Raw genomic sequence first — 25,614 nt, 5'->3', positions numbered from 1 at the left:
CCCACATTTCCGCCCGCTGGCGGGAATGCGCGAGCCACCTCCGTCATGCCGCGCCGGGCAGATTCATCACCCATACGTAAAGGAAAGCCATGTCCAAGGAAGAACTGATTGAAATGCGAGGCCGGGTAGACGAAATCCTGCCCGATTCCCGCTACCGCGTGACGCTGGACAACGGCCACCAACTGGTGGCCTACACCGGCGGCAAGATGCGCCGGCACAACATCCGAGTGATCGCGGGCGATGCGGTTTCGCTGGAACTGTCGCCCTACGACCTGACCAAGGGCCGCATCACTTTCCGGCACATCCCCGGCCGTCCGCCGGCCACGCCGCGCCGCTGAGGCTGCGGCGCCAGCGCAGCACGGCGGCGCCGCACCGTTGCAGCAGGCGCATCACGCCGCCGCTGCCGTTCGCAATCTCTTGCGGCGATGGGGCGCATGTCACGCATACCACCGCACTTTCCAGCGGCTGCACGGTCAGCGCCGCGGTGCCGTTGGCGCGCCAGGCCTGCGATGGAATGAGCAGTTGTTCTCCTGTCGGATAGAGGTCGCTGCTGGCGTGGCGCAATGCCACGCGACCTGCGAGGCAGCGCAACTCGTCGCCCTGCTGCAAGACGAGGAAGCGTTCCTGGCGCGCCGCCAGGCGATAGGTGAGGCAGGGAAATGGCATGAAAACCTCGGCTGAAATGTGAGGCTCCAGCGTAGAAGCGCGGGCGATTTCCTTGCAGGCACAGCCCAGGCCTGCCGCATGCGGAGCAGGGCGGTTTTCTGATCTCTGTTGTGCCTCGTTCCCGCGGCTGCTGTATCTGTTGCGGTACAGGCTTCTGATGCAACATGGCTGCACCATGCTGTCTTCCGTACAAACCCCAGTCCCTTTGATGGCCGAGGAGCCGCTCTACCAGCGTCTTGCCGGCCACTACCGGCAGGCGATCAGCCAGGGCACGCTGGCTCCCGGCGCGCGCATGCCTTCCGTGCGCGAGCTGATGCAGCGCCACGGCGTGAGTCTGTCCACGGCGCTGCATATGCTGCGGCTGCTGGAGGAGCAGGGTTGCCTCGAGGCCCGGCCGCGGGTGGGCTATTTCGTGCGCGATCTGGCGCTGGCGCGGCTGCCGGCGGCACGCGAGCCCGATCTGCAGGCGCCGCTGGCGCCAGAGGCGGCTTGCTTTGTCGGCATCAACGAGCGCATTTCGCTGATCCTGGAGAAGGGGCGGCGCGCCTCGCCTCTGCGCCTGGATCTGGGCAGTGCGATGCCGGCGCCCGAGTTGTTCGACGCCGCCGCGCTCAACCGGCTGGCCGCCGTGCTGTTGCGCGAGCAGCCCAACATCCTGGTCTACGGCCCTTCGGCGCCGACCACGCACCCCGAATTCCAGGGCGCCATGGCCCGCCACGCGCTGACCTTCGGCGTCAACGTGGCGCCGGCGGAGGTGCTGGCCACCCATGGCAACTCGGAGGCTGTGAACCTCGCGCTGGACGCGGTGGCCGGGCCGGGAGACGTGGTGGCGGTGGAGTCGCCCACCTTCTTTGGCATCCTGCAGGCGATCGAAGCGCAGGGCCTGCAGGCGCTGGAGATCCCCTGCAGCCCGCACACCGGGATCTCGCTGGAGGCGCTGGAACTGGCAGCGCGCAGCCAGCCGCGGCTGAAGGCGGTGGTGGTGGTGCCGCATCTGCAGATGCCCCAGGGGGCGGTCATGCCCGATGCCCACAAGCAGCGGCTGGTGGCCTTCTGCGCCGAGCATGGCCTGGCGCTGATCGAGGACGACATCTACCGCGAGTTCGTCGAATCCCCGAGGCCCCTGCGCCCGGCCAAGGCGTGGGACGAGAACGGCCACATCATCTACTGCGCCTCGCTCAGCAAGAGTTCTGCGCCCGGGCTGCGGCAAGGCTGGATGAGTGCCGGGCGCTGGCAGCAGCGGGTGCAGATGCTGAAGTTCGCGCGCACGCGCAACATGCAGACCTGGTCGCAGTTGCTGGCCGCGCGCAGCGTGGACACCCCGGCCTATGACCGCCAGCTGCGCCGCATGCGCACCCGGCTGCGTCACCAGCGCGAGAGCGCTGCCCAGGCGATCGCACGCCACTTCCCCGTCGGCACCCGGCTTAGCCTGCCGCAGGGCGGCCTGAGCCTGTGGCTGGAATTGCCGCCCGGGGTGTCGTCCATGCGTCTTTTCGATGAAGCCCTGGCGATCGGCATCCGGGTGGCGCCCGGGCCGATGTTCTCCAACACCGGGCGCTACGAGCGTTTCCTGCGCCTGAGCTGCGGCATGCCCTTCACGCCGGAGGTGGAGGCGGCGTACCGGGACATGGGGCGCCTGATCGCCGGCCAGCTGGCGTAGCTCCGATCCACAAAAAAAGCCGCCGGGCACGGAGCCGGGCGGCTTTCTTGGGAGGCAGGCTGAATTACTTCAGCTTGATTTCCTTGTATGCGACGTGCTTGCGAGCTTTCGGGTCGAACTTGGTGATCGACATCTTCTCGGGCATGGTCTTCTTGTTCTTGGTGGTGGTGTAGAAGTGGCCGGTACCCGCAGTGGATTCCAGCTTGATCTTTTCGCGTCCGCCTTTGGTTGCCATGGTGCAGTGCTCCTAAATCAGGCTTGACCGCGGGCGCGCAGGTCTGCGAGCACGGAGTCGATGCCGTTCTTGTCGATCAGGCGCAGGCCTGCATTGCTGATGCGCAGGCGCACCCAGCGGTTTTCGGACTCGACCCAGAAACGGCGGTATTGCAGGTTCGGCAGGAACCGGCGCTTGGTTTTGTTGTTGGCGTGGGAAACGTTGTTCCCGACCATCGGGCCCTTGCCCGTGACTTCACATACGCGTGCCATGAGGACACTCCGATACTTGAAACGGCTGCCACGAGGAGTGTGGGAGCCTCACCTCGCCAGGAATGGGTGGCGGTAACCCGGGGTTTACCGGAAAGTCGCGCCCCTCAAGAAGCGCCAAATTCAGCAAAGCCGCGGATTATAGCCCGGCAAGACTGTCTTGGGAGAGGCAGCGGCGCCAGCTGCCAGGAATGCGGCTAAGCTTCCTGTTCCAGGAAGCGCTGCGCGTCCAGCGCCGCCATGCAGCCGGTGCCGGCACTGGTGATGGCCTGGCGGTAGACGTGGTCCTGGACGTCGCCGGCGGCGAACACGCCGGGCACGCTGGTCATGGTGGCGAAGCCCTGCAGGCCCGATCGGGTGACGATGTAGCCGTCCTTCATGTCCAGCTGGCCCTGGAAGATGTCGGTATTGGGGTGGTGGCCGATGGCGATGAAGCAGCCCTTGAGCGCCAGGTCCTCGGTGGTGCCTGCGTCCACGTGCTTCAGGCGCACGCCGGTGACGCCGCTCTGGTCGCCGAGCACCTCGTCCAGCACCCGGTGCGTCTTGAGCACCATCTTGCCGGCGGCGACTTTCTCGGCAACCTTGTCGAGCAGGATGGGCTCGGCGCGGAACTTGTCGCGGCGGTGCACCAGGTAGACCTTGCTGGCGATGTTGGAGAGGTAGAGCGCTTCTTCGACGGCGGTGTTGCCGCCGCCGACGACGCAGACTTCCTGATCGCGGTAGAAGAATCCGTCGCAGGTGGCGCAGCCCGAGACGCCGCGGCCCATGAATTCCTGCTCGGACGGCAGGCCCAGGTACTTGGCGGAGGCGCCGGTGGCGATGATCAGGGTGTCGCAGGTGTAGGGGCCGCTGTCGCCGCTCAGGGCGAACGGACGCCGGCTGAAGTCGACCGTATGGATGTGGTCGAACACGATCCGGGTCTTGAAGCGCTCGGCGTGTTCGAGGAAGCGCTGCATCAGCTCGGGGCCTTGCACGCCCATGACGTCGGCCGGCCAGTTGTCGACTTCGGTGGTGGTCATGAGCTGGCCGCCCTGTGCCATGCCGGTGATCAGCACCGGATCGAGGTTGGCGCGCGCCGCGTAGACTGCCGCCGTGTAGCCGGCTGGGCCGGAACCGAGGATGAGAACTTTGGCGTGCTGCGGGTGGGTGGACATGGTAAAAGTGGCGATAACAACAGGAAAGGCCGCAGGCTTCGGACCTGCGCCCGGAAAAGTGTCTAGCGGGGTGCCAGCCGAGTATGGCGCTGCACGTGCTGCCGCGGCGTGCCGGGTTTCAATCGCCATGATTGTAAGAAGCGATGAAGGCAGGCCGCGTCCTGCAACAGAAATGAGCGAATCATGTCGATGGTGACCGATCTGGAACTGCTGCGCCGCGTGCCGCTGTTTGCCTTGCTCACGGCCGAGCAGGCGCGGTTTCTCTCAGGCGCGGTGAGCAAGCGGCGCTTCAAGCGCGGCGAGACCCTGGTCGAGGTCGGCCAGCGCTCCGATGCCTTGTTCGTGCTGATTTCCGGGCGCGCCCGGGTGGTGTCGGCCGATGTGCGTGGCCGCGAGGTCATCTACGCCACGCTGCGCCCCGGCGATCCGGTGGGGGAGATGAGCCTGATCGACGGCCTGCCGCACTCGGCCACGGTGCGCGCCGAGGTCCTGACCGACGCCCTGGTGCTCGACCGCGACTCCTTCCTGCGCTGCCTGCCGCCCGGGGGCTCGGTGGGCCACGTGGTAATGCACGGGCTGGTGCTGCGCCTGCGGCAGGCCGACCGCACCATCGAGTCGCTGGCGCTGATGGACGTCTATGGCCGCGTGGCGCGCGTGCTGCTGGACGCCGCGGTGCCGCAGGGCGGATCGAACGGCGCCCTGGTGTGCGAGAAGATCTCGCGCCAGGATCTGGCCAAGATGGTCGGCGCCTCGCGCGAGATGGTCAGCCGCGTCATGAAAGACCTGGAGGAGCGCGGCTTCATCGAGGTGCAGGCGGACGGCTCCATGCGCGTGTATGCGGGCGCTACCCCGCCCGGCCAGGCCGCCTCGCTGGACGCGGGGTAAGCGCAATCGCTTCGGGTAAGCTCGAAGCGCCTGGCCTATGACCTACTCCCTCAACACCTTGAACAACAGCGCTGCCGGCAAGGGGCAGCAGAAGGCCGCCCCTGGCGGCTTCGGGCATGAACTGGCGCTCGTCGTGGGCCTGATCGGGCTGGTGTTCTGGTTGATCGCCGTCCTGAGCTATTCGGCGCAGGACCCGGCTTGGTCCACCACCGGCGCCATCGGTGCCCGCGTCACCAACTGGGGCGGCCGCATCGGCGCCATCGTGGCCGACGCCAGCTATTTCCTGCTCGGCTATTCCGTCTGGTGGTGCCTGGCGGCGGGCGTGCGCGCCTGGCTGGCGTCGCTGGCGCGCTGGATGCGGGGCGGCGATGCGGTCGAGCCCAAGTCCTGGGATGCCACCCGCATCGCTTTCTGGCTGGGCCTGGCGGTGCTGCTGTGCGCCAGCACGGCGCTCGAATGGTCGCGCCTCTACCGCTTCGAGGACCGGCTGCCCGGCGGGCACAGCGGCGGCGTGCTCGGCTTCGTCACCGGCCCGGCCAGCGTGAAGTGGCTGGGCTTCACCGGCTCGGGCCTGCTGTGCATCGCGGCCATGGTGTTCGGCCTGGCGCTGGTGTTCCGCTTCTCGTGGGGGTACCTGGCCGAGCGCCTGGGTGGCTGGCTCTATGCGCTGGTCGAGATCCGGCGCGAGAAGCGCGAGATCGCCGAGGACAAGGCCGTCGGCCAGCGCGCCGCGCGCGAGCGCGAGGTGGTGCTGGAGGAGGAGCGGGTGGAGATCGACCACCATCCGCTGGAGGTCAAGATGCCGGTGGCGACCGAGCCGGTGCTGCGCGATGTGCCGGTGAGCGATCGCGTGGTGAAGGAGCGGCAGAAGCCGCTCTTCACCGAACTGCCCGACAGCAAGCTGCCGCAGGTCGACCTGCTCGACGGGGCGCAGCAGCACCGCGAGACCGTCTCGCCCGAGACGCTGGAGATGACCAGCCGCCTGATCGAGAAGAAGCTCAAGGACTTCGGCGTGCAGGTGCACGTGATCGCGGCCTCGCCCGGCCCGGTCATCACCCGCTACGAGATCGAGCCCGCCACCGGCGTCAAGGGCTCGCAGGTGGTCAACCTGGCCAAGGACCTGGCGCGTTCGCTGTCGCTGGTCTCGATCCGCGTGGTCGAGACCATTCCCGGCAAGAACTTCATGGCGCTGGAGCTGCCCAACGCCAAGCGGCAGACCATCAAGCTCAGCGAAATCCTCGGCTCGCAGGTCTACCACGAGGCCAAGTCCATGCTGACCATGGGCCTGGGCAAGGACATCGTCGGCAACCCCATCGTGGCCGACCTGGCCAAGATGCCGCACGTGCTGGTGGCCGGTACCACCGGCTCGGGCAAGTCGGTGGGGATCAACGCCATGATCCTGTCGCTGCTCTACAAGGCCGAGGCGCGCGACGTGCGCCTGCTCATGATCGACCCCAAGATGCTGGAGATGTCGGTCTACGAAGGCATTCCGCACCTGCTCGCGCCCGTGGTCACCGACATGAAGCAGGCAGCCAACGGCCTGAACTGGTGCGTGATGGAGATGGAGCGGCGCTACAAGCTCATGAGCAAGCTCGGCGTGCGCAACCTTGCCGGCTACAACGCCAAGATCGACGAGGCCAGGGCGCGCGAGGAGTTCATCCACAACCCCTTCAGCCTGACGCCCGACGACCCGGAGCCGCTGGAGCGCCTGCCGCACATCGTGGTCGTGATCGACGAGCTGGCCGACCTGATGATGGTGGTCGGCAAGAAGATCGAGGAACTGATCGCCCGCCTGGCGCAGAAGGCGCGCGCCGCCGGCATCCACCTGATCCTGGCCACGCAGCGCCCCAGCGTGGACGTGATCACCGGCCTGATCAAGGCCAACATCCCGACCCGCATCGCGTTCCAGGTCAGCAGCAAGATCGACAGCCGCACCATCCTCGACCAGATGGGCGCCGAGGCGCTGCTGGGCATGGGCGACATGCTCTACATGGCCAGCGGCACCGGGCTGCCGATCCGCGTGCACGGCGCCTTCGTCAGCGACGAGGAGGTGCATCGCGTCGTCCATTACCTGAAGGAGCAGGGCGGCGAACCCAACTACGTCGAGGGCGTGCTCGAAGGCGGCACGGTCGACGGCGACAGCACCGACTACCCCGGCGGCGACGCGGGCGATGCGGAGAAGGACCCGATGTACGACCAGGCCGTGGAAGTGGTGCTCAAGAACCGCAAGGCCAGCATCTCCCTGGTGCAGCGCCACCTGAAGATCGGTTACAACCGCGCCGCGCGGCTGGTGGAAGATATGGAGAAAGCCGGCCTGGTCAGCGCCATGAACGGTGCCGGCCAGCGCGACATCCTGGTCCCGTCGCGGGACGAATGAGCGCGGCCCCCTGGGCCCGCTTCCGAAAGCTCCTTGCATGACCCTGCCCATTGCCCGCCGCGCGCTGCTGTCGCGCTCTCTTTTTGCTATTGTTTTTGTAGCTATAGGCCTAGGTTCTGCCTGGGCTGATGGCCTGTCCAGCCTTGAAGGCTTCATGCGCAGCGCGCAAAGCGGGCGCGCCGACTTCACCCAGACCGTCACCGCGCCGTCGCGCGCGGGCGAGGCCGCGCGCAGCAAGACATCGGAAGGCACCTTTGAATTCCAGCGGCCCAACCGCTTCCGGTTCGTCTACACCAAGCCCTTCGCGCAGACCCTGGTGGCCGATGGCAAGACGCTCTGGATGTACGACATGGACCTGAACCAGGTCACCGCGCGCCAGCAGTCGCAGGTGCTGGGCTCCACGCCGGCCGCGCTGCTCGCCTCGGCGCCCAACCTGCAGGCGCTGGAGAAGGACTTCACCCTCCAGCCCGAACCCGATCAGGACGGCCTGCAGTGGGTGAGCGCCACGCCCAAGAGCCGCGACGGCCAGTTGCAGCGCGTGCGCGTGGGCTTCAAGAACGATCAGCTCGCCGCGCTCGACATCCTGGACAGCTTCGGCCAGCGCTCGGTGCTGAGCTTTCGCAACCTGCAATCCAACCCCGCGCTGCCGGCCAGCACCTTCGATTTCAAGCCGCCTGCGGGCGCGGATGTGATCCGGCAATAGATTTGCTATATTTATAATAGCAAAAAGCCCAGGTGCTATATGGGCTACAGCCCTATTTTGCTGATATTTTCTCCATCCGCCTGGCGAAAGTGAGGTTTGGCGCGGCCTGGACTGTGGGCATTGCCTCTACCCGTTCCGAGAGCACGCGCCGCATTGTCCGTGCTCGGATTCTCAGCGCGCCAAGCGCTTGGCGTTGGCCACGGCCCGGCGCCGGATGGGCGTCAGCCCCTGGTTCAGCACGTCCAGGGTGGCGCCCTGCATCTGCTGGGCGGCGCGCGCCATCGAGGGCATGCCGCCGCCCAGCCAGAGCGACCAGCATGCGCGCGCCAGGGACAGGGCCATCTCCTGCTGCGCGCGCAGCATCTGCAGGCCCATGGCGTTCCAGGACTCGGTGAAGGCGGCCACCTTCTCGGCGCCCATCAGATGGAACTCCTTCTGGTCGCGCGCCGTGGGCTGCGGGCCGGCGGTGGCCATGCGGGCCATGCGATGCGCCACCACCTGGGGCGAGGCCATTGCGATCTCGGTGAGCTGGGCTGCGACATGGCGGCTGCGGCGTGTGGAACTAGGCATTTTTTCTCCTGGTCGGCATGGTGAGGGGCGGGCCGGAATCAAGGGAAAACCCTTGAGTCCGTGGCGCAGCCTACTCCGCATTGGACGGGAGGTGCCTTGGAGCGTGTGTACGCTTGTATCCGGGCTGGCCGTGCCGGCGCGCTATAACCCCCCGATGGCGAAGACTCCCGCGGCAAGCGCCGCCTCCCCCCACCAGCCGCTGGCCGAGCGCCTGCGGCCCAAGAGCCTGGGCGACGTGATCGGCCAGCAGCACCTGCTGGGCGAGGGCATGCCGCTGCGCATCGCCTTCGAGTCCGGCCGGCCGCATTCCTGCATCCTCTGGGGCCCGCCCGGGGTGGGCAAGACGACGATCGCGCGGCTGATGGCCGACGCCTTCGATGCGCAGTTCATCAGCATCAGCGCCGTGCTCGGCGGCGTGAAGGACATCCGCGAGGCCGTGGAGCAGGCGCAGGCCGCGCGCAGCGGGCTCATGGCGCAGAGCACCATCGTGTTCGTGGACGAGGTGCACCGCTTCAACAAGAGCCAGCAGGACGCGTTCCTGCCGCACGTGGAGTCGGGTCTGTTCACCTTCATCGGCGCCACCACGGAAAACCCCTCGTTCGAGGTCAACTCGGCGCTGCTGTCGCGCGCCGCGGTCTACGTGCTGCAGCCGCTGTCCGAGGTCGATTTGCGAAAGATCGTGGCGCGGGCCCAGGCGATCCGTGCGGTTCCAGCTATTGAAAAGATAGCGGAGGACCGGTTGATCGCCTACGCCGACGGCGACGCGCGCCGGCTGCTCAACACGCTGGAGACCCTGTCGGTGGCCGCCGCCAGCGAGCAGCGCGACCCGATCGACGACGCCTGGCTGCTGCGCGTGCTGGGCGAGCGCATGCGCCGCTACGACAAGGGCGGCGAGCAGTTCTACGACACCATCAGCGCGCTGCACAAATCGGTGCGCGGCAGCGACCCGGATGCCGCGCTCTACTGGCTGGTGCGCATGCTCGACGGCGGCGCCGACCCGCGCTACATGGCCCGGCGCCTGGTGCGCATGGCCAGCGAGGACATCGGCCTGGCCGACCCGCGCGCCCTGCGCCTGGCGCTGGACGCCGCCGAGGTCTACGAACGCCTGGGCTCGCCCGAGGGCGAACTGGCGCTGGCCGAATGCGTGGTCTACCTGGCCGTGGCGCCCAAGAGCAACGCCGTCTACAAGGCCTACAACGCCGCCCGCGCCTTCGTGAAGCAGGACGGCACGCGGCCCGTGCCCATGCACCTGCGCAACGCGCCGACCAGGCTGATGAAGGCGCTGGACTACGGCAAGGGCTACCGCTACGCGCATGACGAGGAAGGCGGTTTTGCCGCCGGCGAGCGCTACCTGCCCGAGGGCATGGAGCCGCCCGGCTTCTACCAGCCGGTGGAGCGGGGCCTGGAGATCCGCATTGCCGAGAAGCTGCGCGAGCTGCGGCGGCGCAATGACGACGTGGGCGGTTGACACGCCCTGGCTTTGCACCAAGGCGCAGGGAAAACCCCACGCACGACACGAGCCCATGCGATCGGGCCCGTGTCTAGAATGCCCCAGACGAACCCGCCACTCGATGCCTGGCGGGTTTTTTGCTAGAACCCAGAAAGACGCGCATCCGGGCCGTCGCGAGCCACAAGCTCACGGGGCCGCGAAATCCAGGGTGGGATGCGCGCTGAACAATGGAGTAAGCACGCTATGGAAATTCTGCTGCAGCAGATCATCAACGGTCTGGTTCTCGGCAGCATGTATGCCCTCGTAGCCCTCGGCTACACCATGGTGTACGGCATCATCAACCTCATCAATTTCGCGCATGGCGAAGTGCTCATGGTGGGGGCGCTCACCAGTTGGACCATCATCGGCCTGATGCAGGACGCCACGCCCTCGGCGCCGGGCTGGCTGGTGCTGCTGGTGTCGCTGCTGGTGGCCTGCGTGGTCGCGGCGGTGCTCAACTTCACGATCGAGAAACTGGCCTACCGGCCGCTGCGCAACGCGCCCAAGCTGGCCACGCTGATCACCGCCATCGGCATGTCCATCCTGCTGCAGACGCTGGCGATGATCATCTGGAAGCCGAACTACAAGGTCTATCCCGCGCTGCTGCCGACCGAGCCCCTGCACATCGGCGGTGCCGTCATCACGCCGACGCAGGTGATGATCCTGGCGCTCACCGCGGTGTCGCTCGCGGTGCTGATGTGGGTGGTGCACTACACCCGCCTGGGCCGCGCCATGCGGGCCACGGCCGAGAACCCGCGCGTGGCCGCGCTGATGGGCGTGCGGCCCGACTTGGTGATTTCCGCCACCTTCATCATCGGCGCCATCCTGGCGGCGATCGCCGGCGTGATGTATGCCGCCAACTACGGCACGGCCCAGCACACCATGGGCTTCCTGCCGGGCCTCAAGGCCTTCACCGCCGCGGTGTTCGGCGGCATCGGCAACCTGGGCGGGGCGGTGCTCGGCGGCATCCTGCTGGGGCTGATCGAGTCCATCGGCGCGGGCTACATCGGCCCGCTCACCGGCGGGCTGCTGGGCAGCCAGTACACCGACATCTTCGCCTTCGTCGTGCTGATCGTGGTGCTCACGCTGCGGCCCTCCGGCCTGCTCGGCGAGCGCGTGGCCGACCGCGCCTGAAAGGAGCATCCGCATGGACCTGCAGGACAAGAAGACCCGCACCGCCGCCTGGGTGGCGGGCGCCATCGTGCTGCTGGTGCTGCCGCACGTGCTGCAGTACTTCGGCAATGCCTGGGTGCGCATCGCCGACGTGGCCCTGCTCTACGTGATGCTGGCGCTGGGCCTGAACATCGTGGTCGGCTATGCGGGCCTGCTGGACCTGGGCTACGTCGCCTTCTACGCGGTGGGGGCCTACCTGTTCGGCCTGCTGGCCTCGCCCCATCTGACCGACAACTTCCAGGCGGTCGCCAACATGTTCCCCGGCGGGCTGCACATCTCGGTGTGGCTGGTGGTGCCGCTGGCCGCCGTCGTGGCGGCGGTCGCGGGCGCGCTGCTGGGCGCGCCCACGCTCAAGCTGCGCGGCGACTACCTGGCCATCGTCACGCTCGGCTTCGGCGAGATCGTGCGCATCTTCCTCAACAACCTGGATCATCCGGTCAACCTGACCAACGGGCCGAAGGGGCTGGGGCAGATCGACTCGATCACGTTCTTCGGCCTGGACATGGGCAAGCGGCTGTCCATCGGCGACTACGACATCTCCTCGGTCACGCTCTACTACTACCTGTTCCTGCTGCTGGTGCTGGTGAGCATCGTGGTCTGCTCGCGGCTGGCGGATTCGCGCATCGGCCGTGCCTGGATGGCGATCCGCGAGGACGAGATCGCCGCCAAGGCCATGGGCATCAACACCCGCAACATGAAGCTGCTGGCCTTCGGCATGGGGGCTTCCTTCGGTGGCGTGTCCGGTGCCATGTTCGGGGCGTTCCAGGGCTTCGTCTCGCCGGAATCCTTCAGCCTGATGGAGTCGGTGATGATCGTCGCCATGGTGGTGCTGGGCGGCATCGGCCACCTGCCGGGCGTGGTGCTCGGGGCGGTGCTGCTGGCCGCGCTGCCCGAGGTGCTGCGCTACGTCGCCAGCCCGCTGCAGCAGATGACCGACGGCCGGCTGGATGCCTCCATCCTGCGGCAACTGTTGATCGCGCTGGCCATGATCATCATCATGCTGCTGCGGCCGCGCGGCCTGTGGCCCGCGCCGGAGCACGGCAAGGTGCTGAAGAAGACGCCCGCGCCGCCAGGCGGCGGTGCACCGGGCGTGCACAGCCCGACGGATGAACTGCCGGGCACTTCGCGGCCGATGTCCATCAACCCCTGAGCCGGCGCAACGCATGACCGACACCATTCTCGAGGTCCGGGGCATCTCCAAGCGCTTCGGCGGCCTGCAGGCCTTGTCGGACGTGGGCATGCGCATCCAGCGTGGCCAGGTCTATGGGCTGATCGGGCCCAACGGCGCCGGCAAGACGACCTTCTTCAACGTCATCACCGGCCTGTACACGCCCGACAGCGGCAGCTTCCGGCTCAACGGCAAGCCCTACAGCCCCACGGCGGTGCATGAGGTAGCGCGCGCCGGCATTGCGCGCACCTTCCAGAACATCCGGCTGTTCGCCGACATGACGGCGCTGGAGAACGTGATGGTCGGGCGCCATACCCGCACCGGCTCGGGTCTGCTGGGCGCCATATTCCGCACGCGCGCATTCAAGGCGGAGGAAGCGGCGATCCGCCAGCGTGCGCGGGAACTGCTCGACTACGTGGGCATAGGCCGCTACGCCGACTACAAGGCGCGCACCCTGGCCTACGGCGACCAGCGCCGGCTGGAGATCGCGCGTGCGCTGGCCACCGACCCGCAGTTGATCGCCCTGGACGAGCCGGCCGCCGGCATGAATGCCACCGAGAAGGTGCAGTTGCGCGAGCTGATCGACCGCATCCGCCGTGACGACCGCACCATCCTGCTGATCGAGCACGACGTGAAGCTGGTCATGGGCCTGTGCGACCGGGTGACCGTGCTCGACTACGGCAAGCAGATCGCCGAAGGCACGCCCGCCGAGGTACAGAGAAACGAAAAGGTGATCGAGGCCTACCTCGGCACCGGAGCACATTGACATGACACACCCCCAGGCCGCGCGCCTCGCGCCTTCGCCAAGCCCCTGCGCGGGCCCACGTCCTGCGGACCGGCGCGGCCGGCTCCGTGGAAGTGCTCACAGGGCCCGCTCCGTGGCGCTGCGCCATGGAACACCGCGATGACGACAACTGATTCCACCATCCCCCATGACGCCGCGATGGGGGCGCGCAAAGTACTGCTGCAGGTCCGAGACCTCAGGGTGTCCTACGGCGGCATCCAGGCGGTCAAGGGCGTGGACTTCGAGGTGCGCGAGGGCGAACTGGTCTCGCTCATCGGCTCCAACGGCGCGGGCAAGACCACCACCATGAAGGCCATCACGGGGACCCTGCCGCTGGCCGGTGGCGAGATCGACTACCTGGGCGCCAGCATCCGCGGCAAGGGCGCGTGGGACCTGGTGCACCAAGGCCTGGCCATGGTGCCCGAGGGACGCGGCGTGTTCGCCCGCATGACCATCGTCGAGAACCTGCAGATGGGCGCCTACATCCGCAACGACAAGGCCGGCATCGCGGCCGACATCGAGCGTGTCTTCACGACCTTTCCACGCCTGAAAGAGCGGCGCGACCAGCTTGCCGGCACCATGAGCGGCGGCGAGCAGCAGATGCTGGCCATGGGCCGCGCGCTGATGTGCCGTCCCCGGGTGCTGCTGCTGGACGAGCCTTCCATGGGCCTGTCGCCGCTCATGGTCGACAAGATCTTCGAGGTGATTGCCGACGTCTCGCGCCAGGGCATGACCGTGCTGCTGGTGGAGCAGAACGCCAGCCGCGCGCTGCAGATCGCCGACCGCGGCTACGTCATGGAGTCGGGCATCATCACCATGAGCGGCGGCGGCCGGGAGATGCTGCACGACCCCAGGGTGCGGGCGGCCTACCTCGGCGAGTAGCCGCCGTGCCGCCGGCTTGGCTCAATAGCGGTACTGCACACCCACCATCACGGCGCGCACCGAGTCGCGGCCGCTGGCGAAGTGGAAGTCATTACTGTTCCATTCGACGATACCGGCCCATTGCGGGGTGAACTGGTAGCTCGCGCCAACGCCGTAAGACAGGCCGAAGCCATGGTCCTTGCCGCCATTGATCCCGCTGTCCAATGCCGCCGAGGTGCGCGTCCAGCCATACGTGGTACCGAGCTTGCCGTAGATGCCGAAGCGATCGCCCAGCGGCGCCTTGCCCACCAGGCTCAGGTTCAGGCCCTGGGCCCGGGTACTGCCGCCCGCGCGATCGACGCTGCCGGTATTCAGATAGCCGAACTCCAGGCCGAAGTTGGGATTGACCATGGCACCGGTGTAGATGCTGCCTGCGGTTCCCTTGTTGTCGAAGCCGTAGCCGCCGGTACCGCCGTCGATGTCGTACTTCGAGCGGCCCAGGTTCAGGCCGATGTAGCCGTTGCTCGTGCCGGGGATGAAGGAGTTGCCCGTGGCCGCGGAGCTGCCGTAGGTCTGGGCCTGGGCGCCGAGGGCGGCGAGCGCCGCGGCGCTGGCCAGCAGGCTGCGGGAAAGTAGGCGAGTGGAGCGCATGAAAAGTCCTCTGGATCTTGTGAACGGATGCAGCATCTTTCCGGGGTGCTGCTGCGTACCAATCTAGGGCTTCGTCCCTGGCCGCGCTGTAGGACGCGGGCTGCGTTGCGTTTCGCTGCGTACGTATAAATCTGGATGCGTCTGTGTACGCGACGTGAAACGCCCGGCGCGCCCGAAGTACACTCGCGCCTTTCGCGCCGGGCCGCTGCCGGCCCCGTCGAGACCCATCTGGAGATGCCATGCTGTTTGGCAAGCTGCTGCCCCGCGAGGGCAATTTTTTCGAGATGTTCAACCAGCATGCCGAGCGCATCGTCGAGGCCGCGCACGCTTTTTCCCTGCTGGTGGCCCACTACAACGACGTCCATCTGCGCCAGAAATACAACCAGGAAGTCGACAACGCCGAACGCGCGGCCGATCGGGTGACGCACGAAGTCAACCGCGCCATCCACAAGACCTTCATCACGCCGATCGACCGCGAGCAGATCCACTCGCTGATCAACACCATGGACGACGTGGCCGACCTGATCCAGGACTCGGCCGAGACCATGGCGCTGTACGACGTGCGCCACATGACCGAGGAGATCTCGCGCCTGACCGAGCTCAGCGTCAAGTGCTGCGAGCGTGTGAAGGACGCCGTGGGCCTGCTGGCAAAAATCAGCGACCCCAGGACGGCAGAGGCCGCGCTCAAGACCTGCGAGGAGATCGACCGGCTGGAGTCCGACGCCGACCGCGTCATGCGCTCGGCCATGAGCAAGCTGTTCCGCGAGGAGCCGGACGTGCGCGAGGTGATCAAGCTCAAGGCGATCTACGAGCTGCTGGAAACCATCACCGACAAGTGCGAGGACGTCGCCAACCTGATCGAGGGCATCGTCCTCGAGAACTCCTGAGCTTACGGGGCTGACCGGGATGGCAACGGTGCAGGCGGCGTTCTGGGTCATCGTGCTCTTGGTGGCGATGGCGCTGGTTTTCGATTTCATGAACGGTTTCCACGACGCGGCGAATTCCATCGCCACCGTCGTCTCCACCGGCGTGCTCAAGCCTGGGCAGGCGGTGGTCTTCGCGGCGTTCTTCAACCTGGCGGCCGTGTTCGTGTTTCACCTGGGCGTGGCGGCCACGGTGGGCAAGGGCATCGCGCATCCCGACGTGGTGGACGTCAACGTGGTGTTCGGCGCGCTGTCCGGCGCCATCACCTGGAACCTGATCACCTGGTACTACGGCATTCCCAGCAGTTCCTCGCATGCGCTGGTGGGCGGCATCGTCGGCGCCGTGATCGCCAAGGCCGGCACCGGCGCGCTGGTGGCTTCGGGCATCTGGCGCACCGTGCTGTTCATCTTCGTGTCGCCGCTGCTGGGCTTCCTGCTGGGCTCGCTGATGATGGTGCTGGTGGCCTGGATCTGCCGCAAGGCCACGCCCTCGCGCGTGGACCGCTGGTTCCGGCGGCTGCAGCTGGTCTCGGCCGGCGCCTACAGCCTCGGCCACGGCGGCAACGATGCGCAGAAGACCATCGGCATCATCTGGATGCTGCTCATCGCCACCGGATACGGCGCGGCCACGGACCCGGCGCCGCCGACCTGGTCCATCGTGAGTTGCTATACCGCGATCGCATTCGGCACCATGTTCGGCGGCTGGCGCATCGTCAAGACCATGGGGCAGAAGATCACCAAGCTCAAGCCCGTCGGCGGCTTCTGCGCCGAGACGGGCGGCGCCCTGACGCTGTTCATGGCCACCTTCCTGGGCGTGCCGGTCTCCACCACCCACACCATCACCGGCGCCATCGTCGGCGTCGGCTCCACCCAGCGCGCCAGCGCGGTGCGCTGGGGCGTGGCCGGCAACATCGTCTGGGCCTGGATCCTGACCATTCCGGCGGCGGCCTTCGTCGCCGCCATCGGCTACTGGGTCAGCCTGCGCCTGTTCTAGATCCGGCCTGGCGGCCGGAGACCGCGGCTACTGCGAAATCTTGCGGGCCTCCTCGATCTGGTACTGGAAGAAGTGCTCGAAGCTGTAGGCGAGGGTGGCCATGAGCACCGCCGTGCCGATCATCAGCGCGCCGCCGATGGCGAAAATCGTGGCCCAGCGCGTGCGTCCGGGCGGGGCGTCCGGCGCGGCCTGCGGGTTGAATCGGGCGTTCCATTTTTCCGGCGTCATGAGCCCGTAGACGATCGCCGTCAGCGCGCAGCCGGCAATCGTGAAGCCGAACAGCGGGATCAGCACCCAGCTCCACTGGTCGTCGATGCCGTGCTGCTTGACGCGCTCGATGCCGTAGAGCCCCAGCGCGGTGGGGATCGGCAGCAGCCAGCCCAGCAGGTCGCCGAAGCCACGCAGGTAGAACCGGTGCAGCCCGAGCGGGCCGCCGAGAAAGGTCAGCCAGGCTGCCAGGGTCTTGCTTTTCATGGAGTGGGCCCAGGAGAGGAGGGGAGGGACGTCAGACGGGGCTGCTGCTATTGCCAGCGCCGAGCGGGCGTTGCATCAACACCACGTCGAGCCAGCGGTCGAACTTCCAGCCGCAGGATTGAAACACACCGGTCTGCGTGAAGCCCGCAGCCTTGTGCAGGCCGATGGAGGCGGCATTGTCGGCGCCGCCGATCACCGCGATCATCTGGCGCACGCCCGCCACCTCGGCGGCGGTGCACAGGGCATCCAGCAGGCGCCGGCCGTGGCTGCCGCCGGTGGCATCGTGGGCCAGGTAGATCGAGTTCTCCGCCGAGAAACGGTAGGCCGGGCGCGGCTTGAACCAGTTGCAGTAGGCGTATCCGATCACCTTGCATGCGCCGTCCTCGGCCACCAGCCACGGCAGGCCGCGGGCCAGCACTTCGGCGCGGCGCGCGGCCATGTCCTCGGCGCTGGGGGGCTCGGTCTCGAAGGTACAGGTGCTGTGCAGTACGTAGTGGGCGTAGATCGCGGCAATGGCCGGCAGGTCGGCATCGCATGCTGGACGTATGGGCATCATGGACGGAAAAGATATAATCGGCGGCTTTGCTGCGTGTCGCTGGCCGGGTGGCCATGTCGCGTGTCTCAACGCCGCAAGAACCGGAATGGGGCGCTTTTTGCCCCGTTCCCCACCCGAAGGATAAATCATGGTCGTCATTCGACTCTCTCGCGGCGGCTCCAAGGGCCGTCCGTTCTTCAACATCGTGGTTGCCGACAAGCGCACCCGCCGCGACGGCCGCTTCATCGAGCGCCTGGGCTTCTACAACCCCACCGCCCGCGGCGGGGAAGAAGGTCTGCGCATTGCCCAGGACCGCCTGTCCTACTGGACCGGCGTCGGCGCACAGGCATCCCCCACGGTCGAGCGCCTGATCCGCCAGGCCGCCAAGGCGGTGCCGGCGGCTGCCGAAACGGCTGCCGCTGCCTGAGGTGGCTGCGCCTGCGCCGTCCGGTGCGGGCGAAGCCCGCTCCATGCTGACCAGCCTCGAGTCCGTCGAGCTGCCGGCCGATGCGGTCGAGGTCGGCCGCATCGCCGATGCATGGGGCATCAAGGGCTGGTTTCGCGTCCTGCCCTACAGCGCCGATCCCGAGGCGCTTTTTTCTTCCAAGCGCTGGTTCCTCCAGCCGGCCGAGCGCGGCGCCAAGACCTTCGCCGGCACGCTCAAGCTCGCGATCAAGGAAGCCAGGGAGCATTCCGATTCCGTCGTGGCGACGGCGCATGACATCCCCGACCGCAATGCCGCCGAAGCCCTCAAGGGCGCGCGCGTATTCATTCCGCGCTCGAGCTTCCCGAGTTCCGCCCCTGACGAGTACTACTGGGTCGACCTGATCGGCCTGGACGTGGTCAACCGCGAGGGCGTGGCGCTGGGCCAGGTGCGCGAGCTCCTGTCCACCGGTCCGCAGACCGTGCTGGTGCTGGCCTGCGAGGCCGAGGGCAGGCCGCAGGAGCGCATGATTCCCTTCGTCTCTGCCTACGTGGACGGCGTGGATCTGCCGGGCCGCCGCATCACGGTCGACTGGCAACCCGACTACTGATGGCGGGCGGCGCCGTGCGCTTCGACGTCATCACCCTGTTCCCCGAACTGTTCGCGCCTTTCATGGCCAGCGGCGTGACGCGCCGCGCCTACGAGAGCGGCCAGGTCTCGGTGCGGCTGTGGAATCCGCGCGAGCATGCACATGGCAACTACCGCCGCGTGGACGATCGTCCCTTCGGCGGCGGTCCGGGCATGGTGATGCTGGCCGAGCCGCTGGCGCGCTGCCTGGAGGCGATCCGCGCCGACCGCGCCGAGGCGGTGCCGGCACCCGTGCTGCTGTTTTCCCCCATCGGTCCGCGCATCGACCATGCGGTGGTCGAGCGCTGGTCCGCCAGTGCCGGCGCGGTGCTGGTCTGCGGGCGCTACGAAGGCATCGACCAGCGCTTCATCGACGCCTTCGTCGACGCGCAGCTGAGCCTGGGCGACTTCGTCCTCTCCGGCGGCGAGATTCCCGCCATGGCCCTGCTCGACGCCGTGGCCCGGCTGCAGCCCGGCGTGCTCAACGACGCCGGCAGCCACCAGTTCGACAGCTTCAACCCCGCGCTCGACGGCCTGCTGGACTGCCCGCATTACACCCGGCCGGAGTCCTGGCATGGGCGCGAGGTGCCCGCCGTGCTGCTGTCGGGCGACCACGCCAGGATCGAGCGCTGGCGCGCCGAACAGCGCGCCGCCCTCACGGCGCAGCACCGCCCCGATCTGCTGCGCGGGAAAAGGCTATAATGCGCGGTTTCCGATCCTCTACCTGGCCGCGGCAAGCGGGCCTCGTGCCCCGGGCACAGACCCACGCCGCCTTTAGCGCAGCGCAGGCAAGATCGACATACAGGAAATCATGAGCAACCTCATCCAGATCCTCGAGCAGGAAGAGATCGACCGCCTGGGCAAGAAGATTCCCCAGTTCGCCCCGGGCGATACGGTCATCGTCAGCGTCAACGTGGTCGAAGGCACCCGCAAGCGCGCCCAGGCCTTCGAAGGCGTGGTCATCGCCAAGCGCAACCGTGGCCTCAACAGCGGCTTCACCGTGCGCAAGATCTCCAGCGGCGAAGGCGTGGAACGTACCTTCCAGACCTACAGCCCGCTGATCGCCAGCATCGAAGTCAAGCGCCGCGGCGACGTGCGCCGCGCCAAGCTGTACTACCTGCGCGATCGCAGCGGCAAGTCGGCCCGCATCAAGGAGAAGCTGCCCGCGCGCGTCAACAAGCAGGCCGCTGCGACCGCCGCCTGACAGACGCGAAGCGCTTCGCTTCCGAACCAGCCGCTGCCGCCCGCGCGCCAGCGGCTTTTTCGTTTCAAGCCCTCGCCGTGACATCGCCCGCCACTCCTGCGACTCCGCTCGCGTCCCTGTCCAGCCTGCCGGGCTTCGATCCGCGCCAGGTGCCGGTGGCCGGCGTGGACGGGCATTTGCCCGCCGTGCCGGCCGAGCGCTGCAGCCCGGCGGCGCTGCGCGCGCGCTTCCATGCGCCGCCGGCGTGGGAGCCGGACGTGCGGCGCGAGCCGGCCTTCGGGGGCCGCGCACCGTCCGACGCCGCCGTGCTGCTGGGCATCGTGCAGCGCGAGGAGCCGACGGTGCTGCTGACCGAGCGCACAGCGCACCTGTCCACCCACTCCGGCCAGGTCGCCTTTCCCGGCGGGCGGGCCGACCCAGGCGACGCCGACGCGGCCGCCACCGCGCTGCGCGAGGCGCAGGAGGAGGTGGGGCTGGACGGCCGCCACGTGCAGGTGCTGGGCCGCCTGCCGACGTATGCGACGGTGACCTCCTTCATCGTCACGCCGGTGGTGGGCCTGGTGGCGCCCGGCTGCCGGCTGCAGCCCAACCCCTTCGAGGTGGCCGACCTGTTCGAGGTGCCGCTGGCCTTCCTCATGAATCCGGCACACCACCGGCGCCACGTGCTGCAACTGCCGGGCGGCGCGCGCGAGTGGTTCTCCATGCCCTGGACCGATCCGGCGACCGGCAAGGAGCATTTCATCTGGGGCGCGACGGCGGGCATGCTGCGCAACTTCTACCGGTTCCTGTCGGCGTAGCGAAGGAGCATCCCCCCAGGCTGCGCGCTTCGCCTACCCCCTTCTGCGGCGCGAAGGGTGCCGCCGTCGTGCCGGTGCGGAGGCCCTCGCGGGGCTCGCATATCATGCGGGCCATGAGTTTTTTCGCCATCCTGTTCGCCTTGCTGCTCGAGCAGGCGCGTCCGCTGGCCCGCAGCAACCCGATCCGCGCCGGTCTGCGTGCCTGGGCGCTGTCGGTGAGCCGCAATTTCGATGCGGGCAAGTCGCACCACGGCTGGGTTGCCTGGGGGCTGGCGGTGCTGCTGCCTTCGCTGCTGACGCTGGGCGTGCACTGGCTACTGCTGTGGGGCCTGGGCTGGCCGTTCGCCGTGGTGTGGAGCACGGCGGTGCTGTACCTGACGCTGGGATTCCGCCAGTTCAGCCACCACTTCACCAGCATCCGCATCGCGCTGCTGGAGGGCGACGAGATGCGCGCGCGCGAACTGCTGGCGCAATGGCAGCAGGTGGACGCGAGCGAGCTGCCGCGCAGCGAGATCGTGCGCCACGTGATCGAGTACTCGGTGCTGGCCGCGCACCGCCACGTGTTCGGCACGCTGGCCTGGTTCTCGGTGCTGGCCGCCTTCGGCCTGGGGCCGGCCGGCGCGGTGTTCTACCGGCTCGCGGAATTCGCCTCGCGCTACTGGAAGCACGCCAGCCGCCTGCAGGCGCAGCCGGCCAGCCCCTCGCTGGAGCGCGCCGCCGCAAAGGCCTGGACCGTGATCGACTGGCTGCCCGCGCGCATGACCGCGCTGAGCTTTGCCGTGGTCGGCAGTTTCGAGGAGGCGATCGACGGCTGGCGCTACCACGCGCAGCGCTTCCCGAACGACAACGACGGCGTGGTGCTGGCGGCGACCTCGGGCGCGATCAACGTGCGCCTGGGCGGCAGCGCGCTGCGCGCCGCGCATCCGCAGACCACGCTGCTGGTCGAGGGCGAGGTCGAGCCGCCGGACTCCGGCAGCACGCCCGGCCGCGAGCCCGAGGTGGCGCACCTGGCGCAGGTGGTCGGCCTGGTCTGGCGCTCGGTGGTGGTGTGGATGGGCTTGCTGGCCTTGCTCACCCTCGCGCGCCTGCTGGGCTGATGTTTTCAGAAGAAAAGTGCCTGTAGCCCAGGATCTACCTGGGAATTATGCTATGAATTCAGGAGCAAACCTGTCCTCCTCCGCATCGCCCCTGTGGAGCCCCGTGGTCGCCACCCTGGTTCCCTACGTGCCGGGCGAGCAGCCCAGGGTGGCGCGCCTGGTCAAGCTCAACACCAACGAGAACCCCTACCCGCCGTCGCCGCGCGCGGTGCAGGCGATCCAGTCTGCCGCCGCGCATGGCCTGCAGCTCTACCCCGACCCGGACGCCGGCGCGCTGCGCCACGCGATCGCCACGCGCCATGGCGTGGCCCCGGGCGAGGTGTTCGCCGGCAATGGCTCGGACGAGGTGCTGGCCCATGCCTTCTTCGCGTTCTTCCAGCACGGTGCGCCGCTGCTGTTCCCGGACGTGACCTACAGCTTCTACCAGGTCTACTGCGGGCTCTACGGCATCGGCCATGAGACGGTGCCGCTGGACGCGCGCATGCGAGTCGATGTCGAGGCTTTCGCGCGCAGCACGCCCTGCGCCGGCGTGGTGCTGGCCAACCCCAACGCCCCGACCGGCATCGGCCTGCCGCTGGCGGCGATCGAGCGGCTGCTGCAGCTGCACCCGCGGCGCGTGGTGCTGGTCGATGAGGCCTATGTCGACTTCGGCGGCGACAGCGCCATTGCGCTGGTCCACCGCTACCCGAACCTGCTGGTGGTGCAGACGCTGTCCAAGTCGCGCTCGCTGGCCGGCCTGCGCGTGGGCTTTGCCTGCGGCCAGCGGCCGCTGATCGACGCGCTGGAGCGCGTGAAGAACAGCTTCAATTCCTACCCGCTGGACCGTCTCGCCATTGCCGGCGCCGTGGCCGCGCTCGAGGACCAGGCCTATTTCGACGAGACGCGCCAGGCGGTGATGCACACGCGCGAAGGCCTGGCGCTGCAGTTGGAAGACGCGGGCTTCGAGGTGCTGCCGTCGCAGGCCAATTTCCTGTTCGCGCGCCATCCGCAGCATGACGCCGCGGCGCTGGCCGCGGGCCTGCGCGAGCGTGGCGTGCTGGTGCGGCACTTCCGGCTGCCGCGCATCGCGCAGTACCTGCGCATCAGCATCGGCACGCCCGCGCAGTGCGAGGCGCTGGTGCGCGCCCTGGGCGAGCTGCTGGCCGGCGCGGCGGCGGCTCAGTAGCGCTGCGGCTGGCTCAGTTCGGCGAAGAGGTCGGCGTAGATCCTGTAGCGGTGCGGGTCGATCGCGCCTTCGCCGCCGTCCTCGCGCACGGCGGCGCGCACCGCGCAGCCGGGTTCGTGCAGGTGGCTGCAGTTGTAGAAGCGGCAGTCCTGCATGTGGGCCGCCAGGTCGGGCATGCAGGCCGCCAGCCGCGCCGGCGGGATGTGGTGCAGGCCGAATTCCTGGAAGCCCGGGGAGTCGATCAGCGCGGTGCTGCGCTCTGCATCCACCCAGTACCAGGTGGTGGTGGTGGTGGTGTGCTTGCCGGAATTGAGCGCCTGCGAGATCTCGCCGGTGGAGGCCAGCGCGCCGGGCACCATGAGGTTGATCAGCGTGCTCTTGCCCGCGCCGGACGGGCCGAGCACCAGCGTCGTCTTGCCCTGCAGCAGCTTGCCCAGCGCGGCCCGGTCCACCTCGGCCGAGGCCTCGAGCGCCAGCGGCAGCACGCCATAGCCCATGCGCCGGTGCGGCTGCAGCCGCGCCCAGGCCTGGGCGAAGGGCTCGACCAGGTCGCTCTTGTTGAGCGCGATGATCGGCACGATGCGCTCGGCCTCGGCCGCCACCAGTGCGCGCGCCAACTGGTGGGCGGAGAATTCCGGCTCGGCCGCCACCAGCACCAGGATCTGGTCCAGGTTGGCGGCGAAGGACTTGGTGCGGATCTCGTCCTGGCGGTAGAACAGGTTGCGCCGCTCCAGCACCTTCTCCAGCGTGCCCTCGTCGCCCTGGCCGGCCGGCGGGCGCTGCCACAGCACGCGGTCGCCGACCACGGCCTGGCTCTTCTTGCCGCGCGGGTGGCAGATCCAGCGCGCGCCCTCGGGCGTCTCGACCACGCAGTGCCGGCCATGGCTGCCGACCACCAGGCCCTGGTCGAGATCGGGCTTAGCGGGCATTGCCGTTTTGCATGGCGCTGACGGCCGTCCGCCGCGCATGCGTCTGGCGGGCGCCGAAGGCCGCGGAGCAGGCCAAGCGAAAGCACCCGCGGAACCGGCTGCGCCGGGCCGCTGGATGCGCCCCCTTGAAGGGGCCGGCGAAGCGGCACGCGGTGCGTGGAGACTGGGGGTGTATCACTTCACGCCAGCAGTGCGTCGGCCAGGGTGGCGCATGCGATGTCGGTGTCGGAGATGCCCTGCACGTCGTGCGTGTTCCAGCGCACGGTGCAGCGGCCGTAGCCCACCACCAGCTCGGGGTGGTGGTCCTGCTTGTGCGCGATCAGCGCCAGCGCGTTCACGAAGGCCAGCGTCTGGTAGTAGTCGCCGAAGGTGTAGGTCTTCTCGATGGCCACGTCGCTGCCGTCGCCGGACAGCCTCCAGCCGTCGAGCTGTGCCAGGTTTGCTACTATTTCTGTAGCTGAAAGCCTGCGTCTTTCCTGGGCTTTCCAGTCTTTTTGCTTGAGGTTTTGGGTCATGCCGTCATGCGGGCCAGGCGTTCGGCCGCGGGGGGGTGGGAGTAATAGAACTTCACGTACAGCGGATCGGGCGTGAGCGTGGAGGCGTTGTCCTCGTAGAGCTTGAGCAGCGCCTGCGACAGGTCGGCTCCGCTGGTCTGCGCCACGGCGAAGGCGTCGGCCTCGAACTCGTGCTTGCGCGACAGGCGCGCGGACAGCGGCCCGAAGAAGAAGCCGGCCACCGGCATCACCAGCAGGAACAGCAGCAGCGCCAGCGCGTCGTTGGGCCCGCTCATGTTGGGCCGCACGCCCAGGCCCAGGTAGAACCAGCCCTGGGTCGAGAGCCAGCCCAGCAGCGCGAAGCCGGCCAGGCTCAGCGCGAACAGCGTGGCGATGCGCTTGGGGATGTGGCGGTGGCGGAAGTGGCCCAGCTCGTGCGCCAGCACCGCATCGACCTCGCCGGGCGAGAGCTTGGACAGCAGCGTGTCATAGAACACCACCCGCTTGGCCGCGCCAAAGCCGGTGAAGTAGGCATTGGCATGCGCGCTGCGGCGGCTGCCGTCCATCACGTAGAGCCCCTTGGCCGAGAAGCCGCAGCGCTGCATCAGCGCGGTGACGCGGGCCTTGAGCGACTCGTCCTGCAGCGGCTGGAACTTGTTGAACAGCGGCGCGATGAAGCTCGGGTAGACCACCAGCAGCAGCAAATTGAAGCCCATCCACACGCCCCAGGCCCAGAGCCACCAGAAGCGCCCGGCCGCGCCCATCAGCCAGAGCATCAGCGCCAGCAGCGGCAGGCCGATCACCGCGCCCACCAGAGTCGACTTGGCCAGGTCGGCCAGCCACAGGCCGAGAGTCATCTTGTTGAAGCCGAAGCGCTCCTCCAGCACGAAGGTCTGGTAGAGCGCGCCGGGCAGGTCCACCAGGCTGCCGATGGCCACGAAGGCCGCCACCAGCGCGATCTGCTGCAGCATGCCGGTGCCGAGCCAGTCCACCAGGGCGTGGTTGAGCAGGTCCAGGCCGCCGAGCAGGGTCCAGCCCAGCAGCAGCACGGTGCCCAGGGCCAGCTCCAGCAGGCCGAAACGGCTGCGCGCCAGCGTGTAGTCGGCTGCCTTGCGGTGCGCCTGCGGCGTGATGCGCCCGGCGAAGGCCGGCGGCACGCGGTCGCGGTGGGCGGCCACGTGGCGCACCTGGCGCGAGGCCAGCCAGAGCTTGGCCAGCACGCTGGCCACCAGCGCCAGCGCAAAAAACAGCGTCAGCGCCAGCGGCGCGGGCAGGCCGGCGAAAGTGGTGGTCGGGGCGGCGAGGGCGGCGGCAGGCATGGGGCGGC

At 68.2% G+C, this 25,614-nt stretch carries 30 protein-coding genes; 19 read left to right on the top strand and 11 right to left on the bottom strand.

Annotated elements, in window-relative coordinates:
- Positions 1–89: 89 nt before the first annotated feature.
- Positions 90–338, top strand: a complete 249-nt coding sequence (infA, locus tag JHD63_RS05385; RefSeq protein ID WP_198969711.1) for a translation initiation factor IF-1 — start codon at positions 90–92, stop codon at positions 336–338.
- Here the strand turns inward: infA and JHD63_RS05380 are convergent.
- A complete protein-coding gene (locus JHD63_RS05380) occupies positions 289–843 on the bottom strand; it encodes a hypothetical protein (RefSeq protein ID WP_198969710.1) in 555 nt (184 codons plus the stop codon). The two genes, infA and JHD63_RS05380, sit on opposite strands and share 50 nt — an antisense overlap.
- On the opposite strand from JHD63_RS05380, the gene JHD63_RS05375 reads away from it, so the two are divergent.
- Positions 842–2,326 carry an aminotransferase-like domain-containing protein gene (locus tag JHD63_RS05375; RefSeq protein WP_233167667.1) on the top strand — a complete coding sequence of 495 codons (1,485 nt, stop codon included), beginning with the start codon at positions 842–844 and terminating at the stop codon, positions 2,324–2,326. The two genes, JHD63_RS05380 and JHD63_RS05375, sit on opposite strands and share 2 nt — an antisense overlap.
- A gap of 64 nt (positions 2,327–2,390) precedes the next feature.
- Here JHD63_RS05375 and rpmG read toward each other — a convergent pair whose 3' ends face one another.
- From rpmG to trxB, 3 genes are all read right to left on the bottom strand, one after another.
- Entirely contained in the window at positions 2,391–2,561 is a 171-nt protein-coding gene (gene rpmG / locus JHD63_RS05370; RefSeq protein ID WP_198969709.1) for a 50S ribosomal protein L33, read from the bottom strand.
- A gap of 17 nt (positions 2,562–2,578) precedes the next feature.
- Positions 2,579–2,812: a 50S ribosomal protein L28 gene (rpmB, locus tag JHD63_RS05365; protein WP_087496789.1), complete on the bottom strand. Its 234-nt coding sequence runs from the start codon at positions 2,810–2,812 to the stop codon at positions 2,579–2,581.
- A 194-nt stretch (positions 2,813–3,006) separates the two neighbouring features.
- The gene (gene trxB, locus JHD63_RS05360; RefSeq protein ID WP_198969708.1) at positions 3,007–3,963 is read right to left on the bottom strand and encodes a thioredoxin-disulfide reductase; all 957 of its coding nucleotides are present in this window, start codon (positions 3,961–3,963) and stop codon (positions 3,007–3,009) included.
- 183 nt (positions 3,964–4,146) lie between these two features.
- On the opposite strand from trxB, the gene JHD63_RS05355 reads away from it, so the two are divergent.
- From JHD63_RS05355 to lolA, 3 genes are read left to right on the top strand one after another with little or no spacing between them, the layout of a single operon-like run.
- Positions 4,147–4,848: a Crp/Fnr family transcriptional regulator gene (locus JHD63_RS05355; RefSeq protein ID WP_198969707.1), complete on the top strand. Its 702-nt coding sequence runs from the start codon at positions 4,147–4,149 to the stop codon at positions 4,846–4,848.
- Between the two features lie 37 nt (positions 4,849–4,885).
- On the top strand, positions 4,886–7,225 hold the full coding sequence (locus tag JHD63_RS05350) for a DNA translocase FtsK (RefSeq protein WP_198969706.1): 2,340 nt from the start codon (positions 4,886–4,888) through the stop codon (positions 7,223–7,225).
- A 37-nt stretch (positions 7,226–7,262) separates the two neighbouring features.
- Positions 7,263–7,928 carry an outer membrane lipoprotein chaperone LolA gene (gene lolA / locus JHD63_RS05345; RefSeq protein ID WP_198969705.1) on the top strand — a complete coding sequence of 222 codons (666 nt, stop codon included), beginning with the start codon at positions 7,263–7,265 and terminating at the stop codon, positions 7,926–7,928.
- Positions 7,929–8,099: 171 nt separating this feature from the next.
- On the opposite strand, the gene JHD63_RS05340 is transcribed toward lolA, so the two are convergent.
- Entirely contained in the window at positions 8,100–8,498 is a 399-nt protein-coding gene (locus JHD63_RS05340; protein WP_233167666.1) for a polyhydroxyalkanoate granule-associated phasin, read from the bottom strand.
- 154 nt (positions 8,499–8,652) lie between these two features.
- Between JHD63_RS05340 and JHD63_RS05335 the strand changes: the two genes are divergently transcribed.
- The 5 genes from JHD63_RS05335 (at position 8,653) to JHD63_RS05315 (ending at position 13,994) form a co-directional block, all read left to right on the top strand.
- On the top strand, positions 8,653–9,966 hold the full coding sequence (locus JHD63_RS05335; RefSeq protein ID WP_198969704.1) for a replication-associated recombination protein A: 1,314 nt from the start codon (positions 8,653–8,655) through the stop codon (positions 9,964–9,966).
- Between the two features lie 225 nt (positions 9,967–10,191).
- Positions 10,192–11,121, top strand: a complete 930-nt coding sequence (locus JHD63_RS05330; RefSeq protein ID WP_198969703.1) for a branched-chain amino acid ABC transporter permease — start codon at positions 10,192–10,194, stop codon at positions 11,119–11,121.
- 13 nt (positions 11,122–11,134) lie between these two features.
- Complete coding sequence (locus JHD63_RS05325; protein ID WP_198969702.1) at positions 11,135–12,310, top strand: ABC transporter permease subunit; 1,176 nt, start codon at positions 11,135–11,137, stop codon at positions 12,308–12,310.
- A gap of 13 nt (positions 12,311–12,323) precedes the next feature.
- Entirely contained in the window at positions 12,324–13,094 is a 771-nt protein-coding gene (locus tag JHD63_RS05320; RefSeq protein ID WP_198969701.1) for an ABC transporter ATP-binding protein, read from the top strand.
- A gap of 138 nt (positions 13,095–13,232) precedes the next feature.
- Positions 13,233–13,994, top strand: coding sequence for an ABC transporter ATP-binding protein (locus JHD63_RS05315; protein WP_233167664.1), 762 nt, complete (start codon positions 13,233–13,235; stop codon positions 13,992–13,994).
- Between the two features lie 21 nt (positions 13,995–14,015).
- On the opposite strand, the gene JHD63_RS05310 is transcribed toward JHD63_RS05315, so the two are convergent.
- Positions 14,016–14,624, bottom strand: coding sequence for an outer membrane beta-barrel protein (locus JHD63_RS05310; protein WP_198969700.1), 609 nt, complete (start codon positions 14,622–14,624; stop codon positions 14,016–14,018).
- 239 nt (positions 14,625–14,863) lie between these two features.
- Here JHD63_RS05310 and JHD63_RS05305 point away from each other — a divergent pair, with 239 nt between their 5' ends.
- A complete protein-coding gene (locus JHD63_RS05305) occupies positions 14,864–15,511 on the top strand; it encodes a DUF47 domain-containing protein (protein WP_198969699.1) in 648 nt (215 codons plus the stop codon).
- Between the two features lie 19 nt (positions 15,512–15,530).
- Positions 15,531–16,541, top strand: coding sequence for an inorganic phosphate transporter (locus JHD63_RS05300; protein WP_198969698.1), 1,011 nt, complete (start codon positions 15,531–15,533; stop codon positions 16,539–16,541).
- A 27-nt stretch (positions 16,542–16,568) separates the two neighbouring features.
- On the opposite strand, the gene JHD63_RS05295 is transcribed toward JHD63_RS05300, so the two are convergent.
- Entirely contained in the window at positions 16,569–17,015 is a 447-nt protein-coding gene (locus JHD63_RS05295; protein ID WP_198969697.1) for a hypothetical protein, read from the bottom strand.
- A gap of 31 nt (positions 17,016–17,046) precedes the next feature.
- Positions 17,047–17,571 (bottom strand): GNAT family N-acetyltransferase, encoded by a 525-nt coding sequence (locus JHD63_RS05290; RefSeq protein WP_198969696.1) that lies wholly within the window; start codon positions 17,569–17,571, stop codon positions 17,047–17,049.
- A gap of 127 nt (positions 17,572–17,698) precedes the next feature.
- Between JHD63_RS05290 and rpsP the strand changes: the two genes are divergently transcribed.
- The 7 genes from rpsP (at position 17,699) to hisC (ending at position 22,864) form a co-directional block, all read left to right on the top strand.
- Positions 17,699–17,977, top strand: coding sequence for a 30S ribosomal protein S16 (gene rpsP, locus JHD63_RS05285; protein WP_198969695.1), 279 nt, complete (start codon positions 17,699–17,701; stop codon positions 17,975–17,977).
- Between the two features lie 43 nt (positions 17,978–18,020).
- Positions 18,021–18,584, top strand: coding sequence for a ribosome maturation factor RimM (gene rimM, locus JHD63_RS05280; protein WP_198969694.1), 564 nt, complete (start codon positions 18,021–18,023; stop codon positions 18,582–18,584).
- Between the two features lie 14 nt (positions 18,585–18,598).
- Positions 18,599–19,303, top strand: a complete 705-nt coding sequence (gene trmD / locus JHD63_RS05275; protein WP_198969725.1) for a tRNA (guanosine(37)-N1)-methyltransferase TrmD — start codon at positions 18,599–18,601, stop codon at positions 19,301–19,303.
- 109 nt (positions 19,304–19,412) lie between these two features.
- On the top strand, positions 19,413–19,805 hold the full coding sequence (gene rplS, locus JHD63_RS05270) for a 50S ribosomal protein L19 (RefSeq protein WP_198969693.1): 393 nt from the start codon (positions 19,413–19,415) through the stop codon (positions 19,803–19,805).
- Positions 19,806–19,882: 77 nt separating this feature from the next.
- Positions 19,883–20,602: a CoA pyrophosphatase gene (locus JHD63_RS05265; protein ID WP_370590398.1), complete on the top strand. Its 720-nt coding sequence runs from the start codon at positions 19,883–19,885 to the stop codon at positions 20,600–20,602.
- A 113-nt stretch (positions 20,603–20,715) separates the two neighbouring features.
- On the top strand, positions 20,716–21,699 hold the full coding sequence (locus JHD63_RS05260; RefSeq protein WP_198969692.1) for a CobD/CbiB family protein: 984 nt from the start codon (positions 20,716–20,718) through the stop codon (positions 21,697–21,699).
- A 52-nt stretch (positions 21,700–21,751) separates the two neighbouring features.
- On the top strand, positions 21,752–22,864 hold the full coding sequence (hisC, locus tag JHD63_RS05255) for a histidinol-phosphate transaminase (RefSeq protein ID WP_198969691.1): 1,113 nt from the start codon (positions 21,752–21,754) through the stop codon (positions 22,862–22,864).
- Here the strand turns inward: hisC and rsgA are convergent.
- The 3 genes from rsgA to JHD63_RS05240 all read right to left on the bottom strand — a co-directional run bounded on the left by rsgA (position 22,858) and on the right by JHD63_RS05240 (position 25,606).
- Positions 22,858–23,793: a ribosome small subunit-dependent GTPase A gene (gene rsgA / locus JHD63_RS05250; protein WP_198969690.1), complete on the bottom strand. Its 936-nt coding sequence runs from the start codon at positions 23,791–23,793 to the stop codon at positions 22,858–22,860. The genes hisC and rsgA overlap by 7 nt on opposite strands.
- 179 nt (positions 23,794–23,972) lie before the next feature.
- Positions 23,973–24,308: a 4a-hydroxytetrahydrobiopterin dehydratase gene (locus JHD63_RS05245; RefSeq protein WP_198969689.1), complete on the bottom strand. Its 336-nt coding sequence runs from the start codon at positions 24,306–24,308 to the stop codon at positions 23,973–23,975.
- Positions 24,305–25,606, bottom strand: a complete 1,302-nt coding sequence (locus JHD63_RS05240) for a M48 family metallopeptidase (protein ID WP_198969688.1) — start codon at positions 25,604–25,606, stop codon at positions 24,305–24,307. Before JHD63_RS05240 ends, JHD63_RS05245 begins: the two co-directional genes overlap by 4 nt.
- Positions 25,607–25,614: the final 8 nt, after the last annotated feature.

Source organism: Xylophilus sp. ASV27 (genome assembly GCF_016428875.1).
Lineage (GTDB): Bacteria > Pseudomonadota > Gammaproteobacteria > Burkholderiales > Burkholderiaceae_C > Xylophilus.
This window is presented reverse-complemented; position numbering and strand designations above follow the sequence as displayed.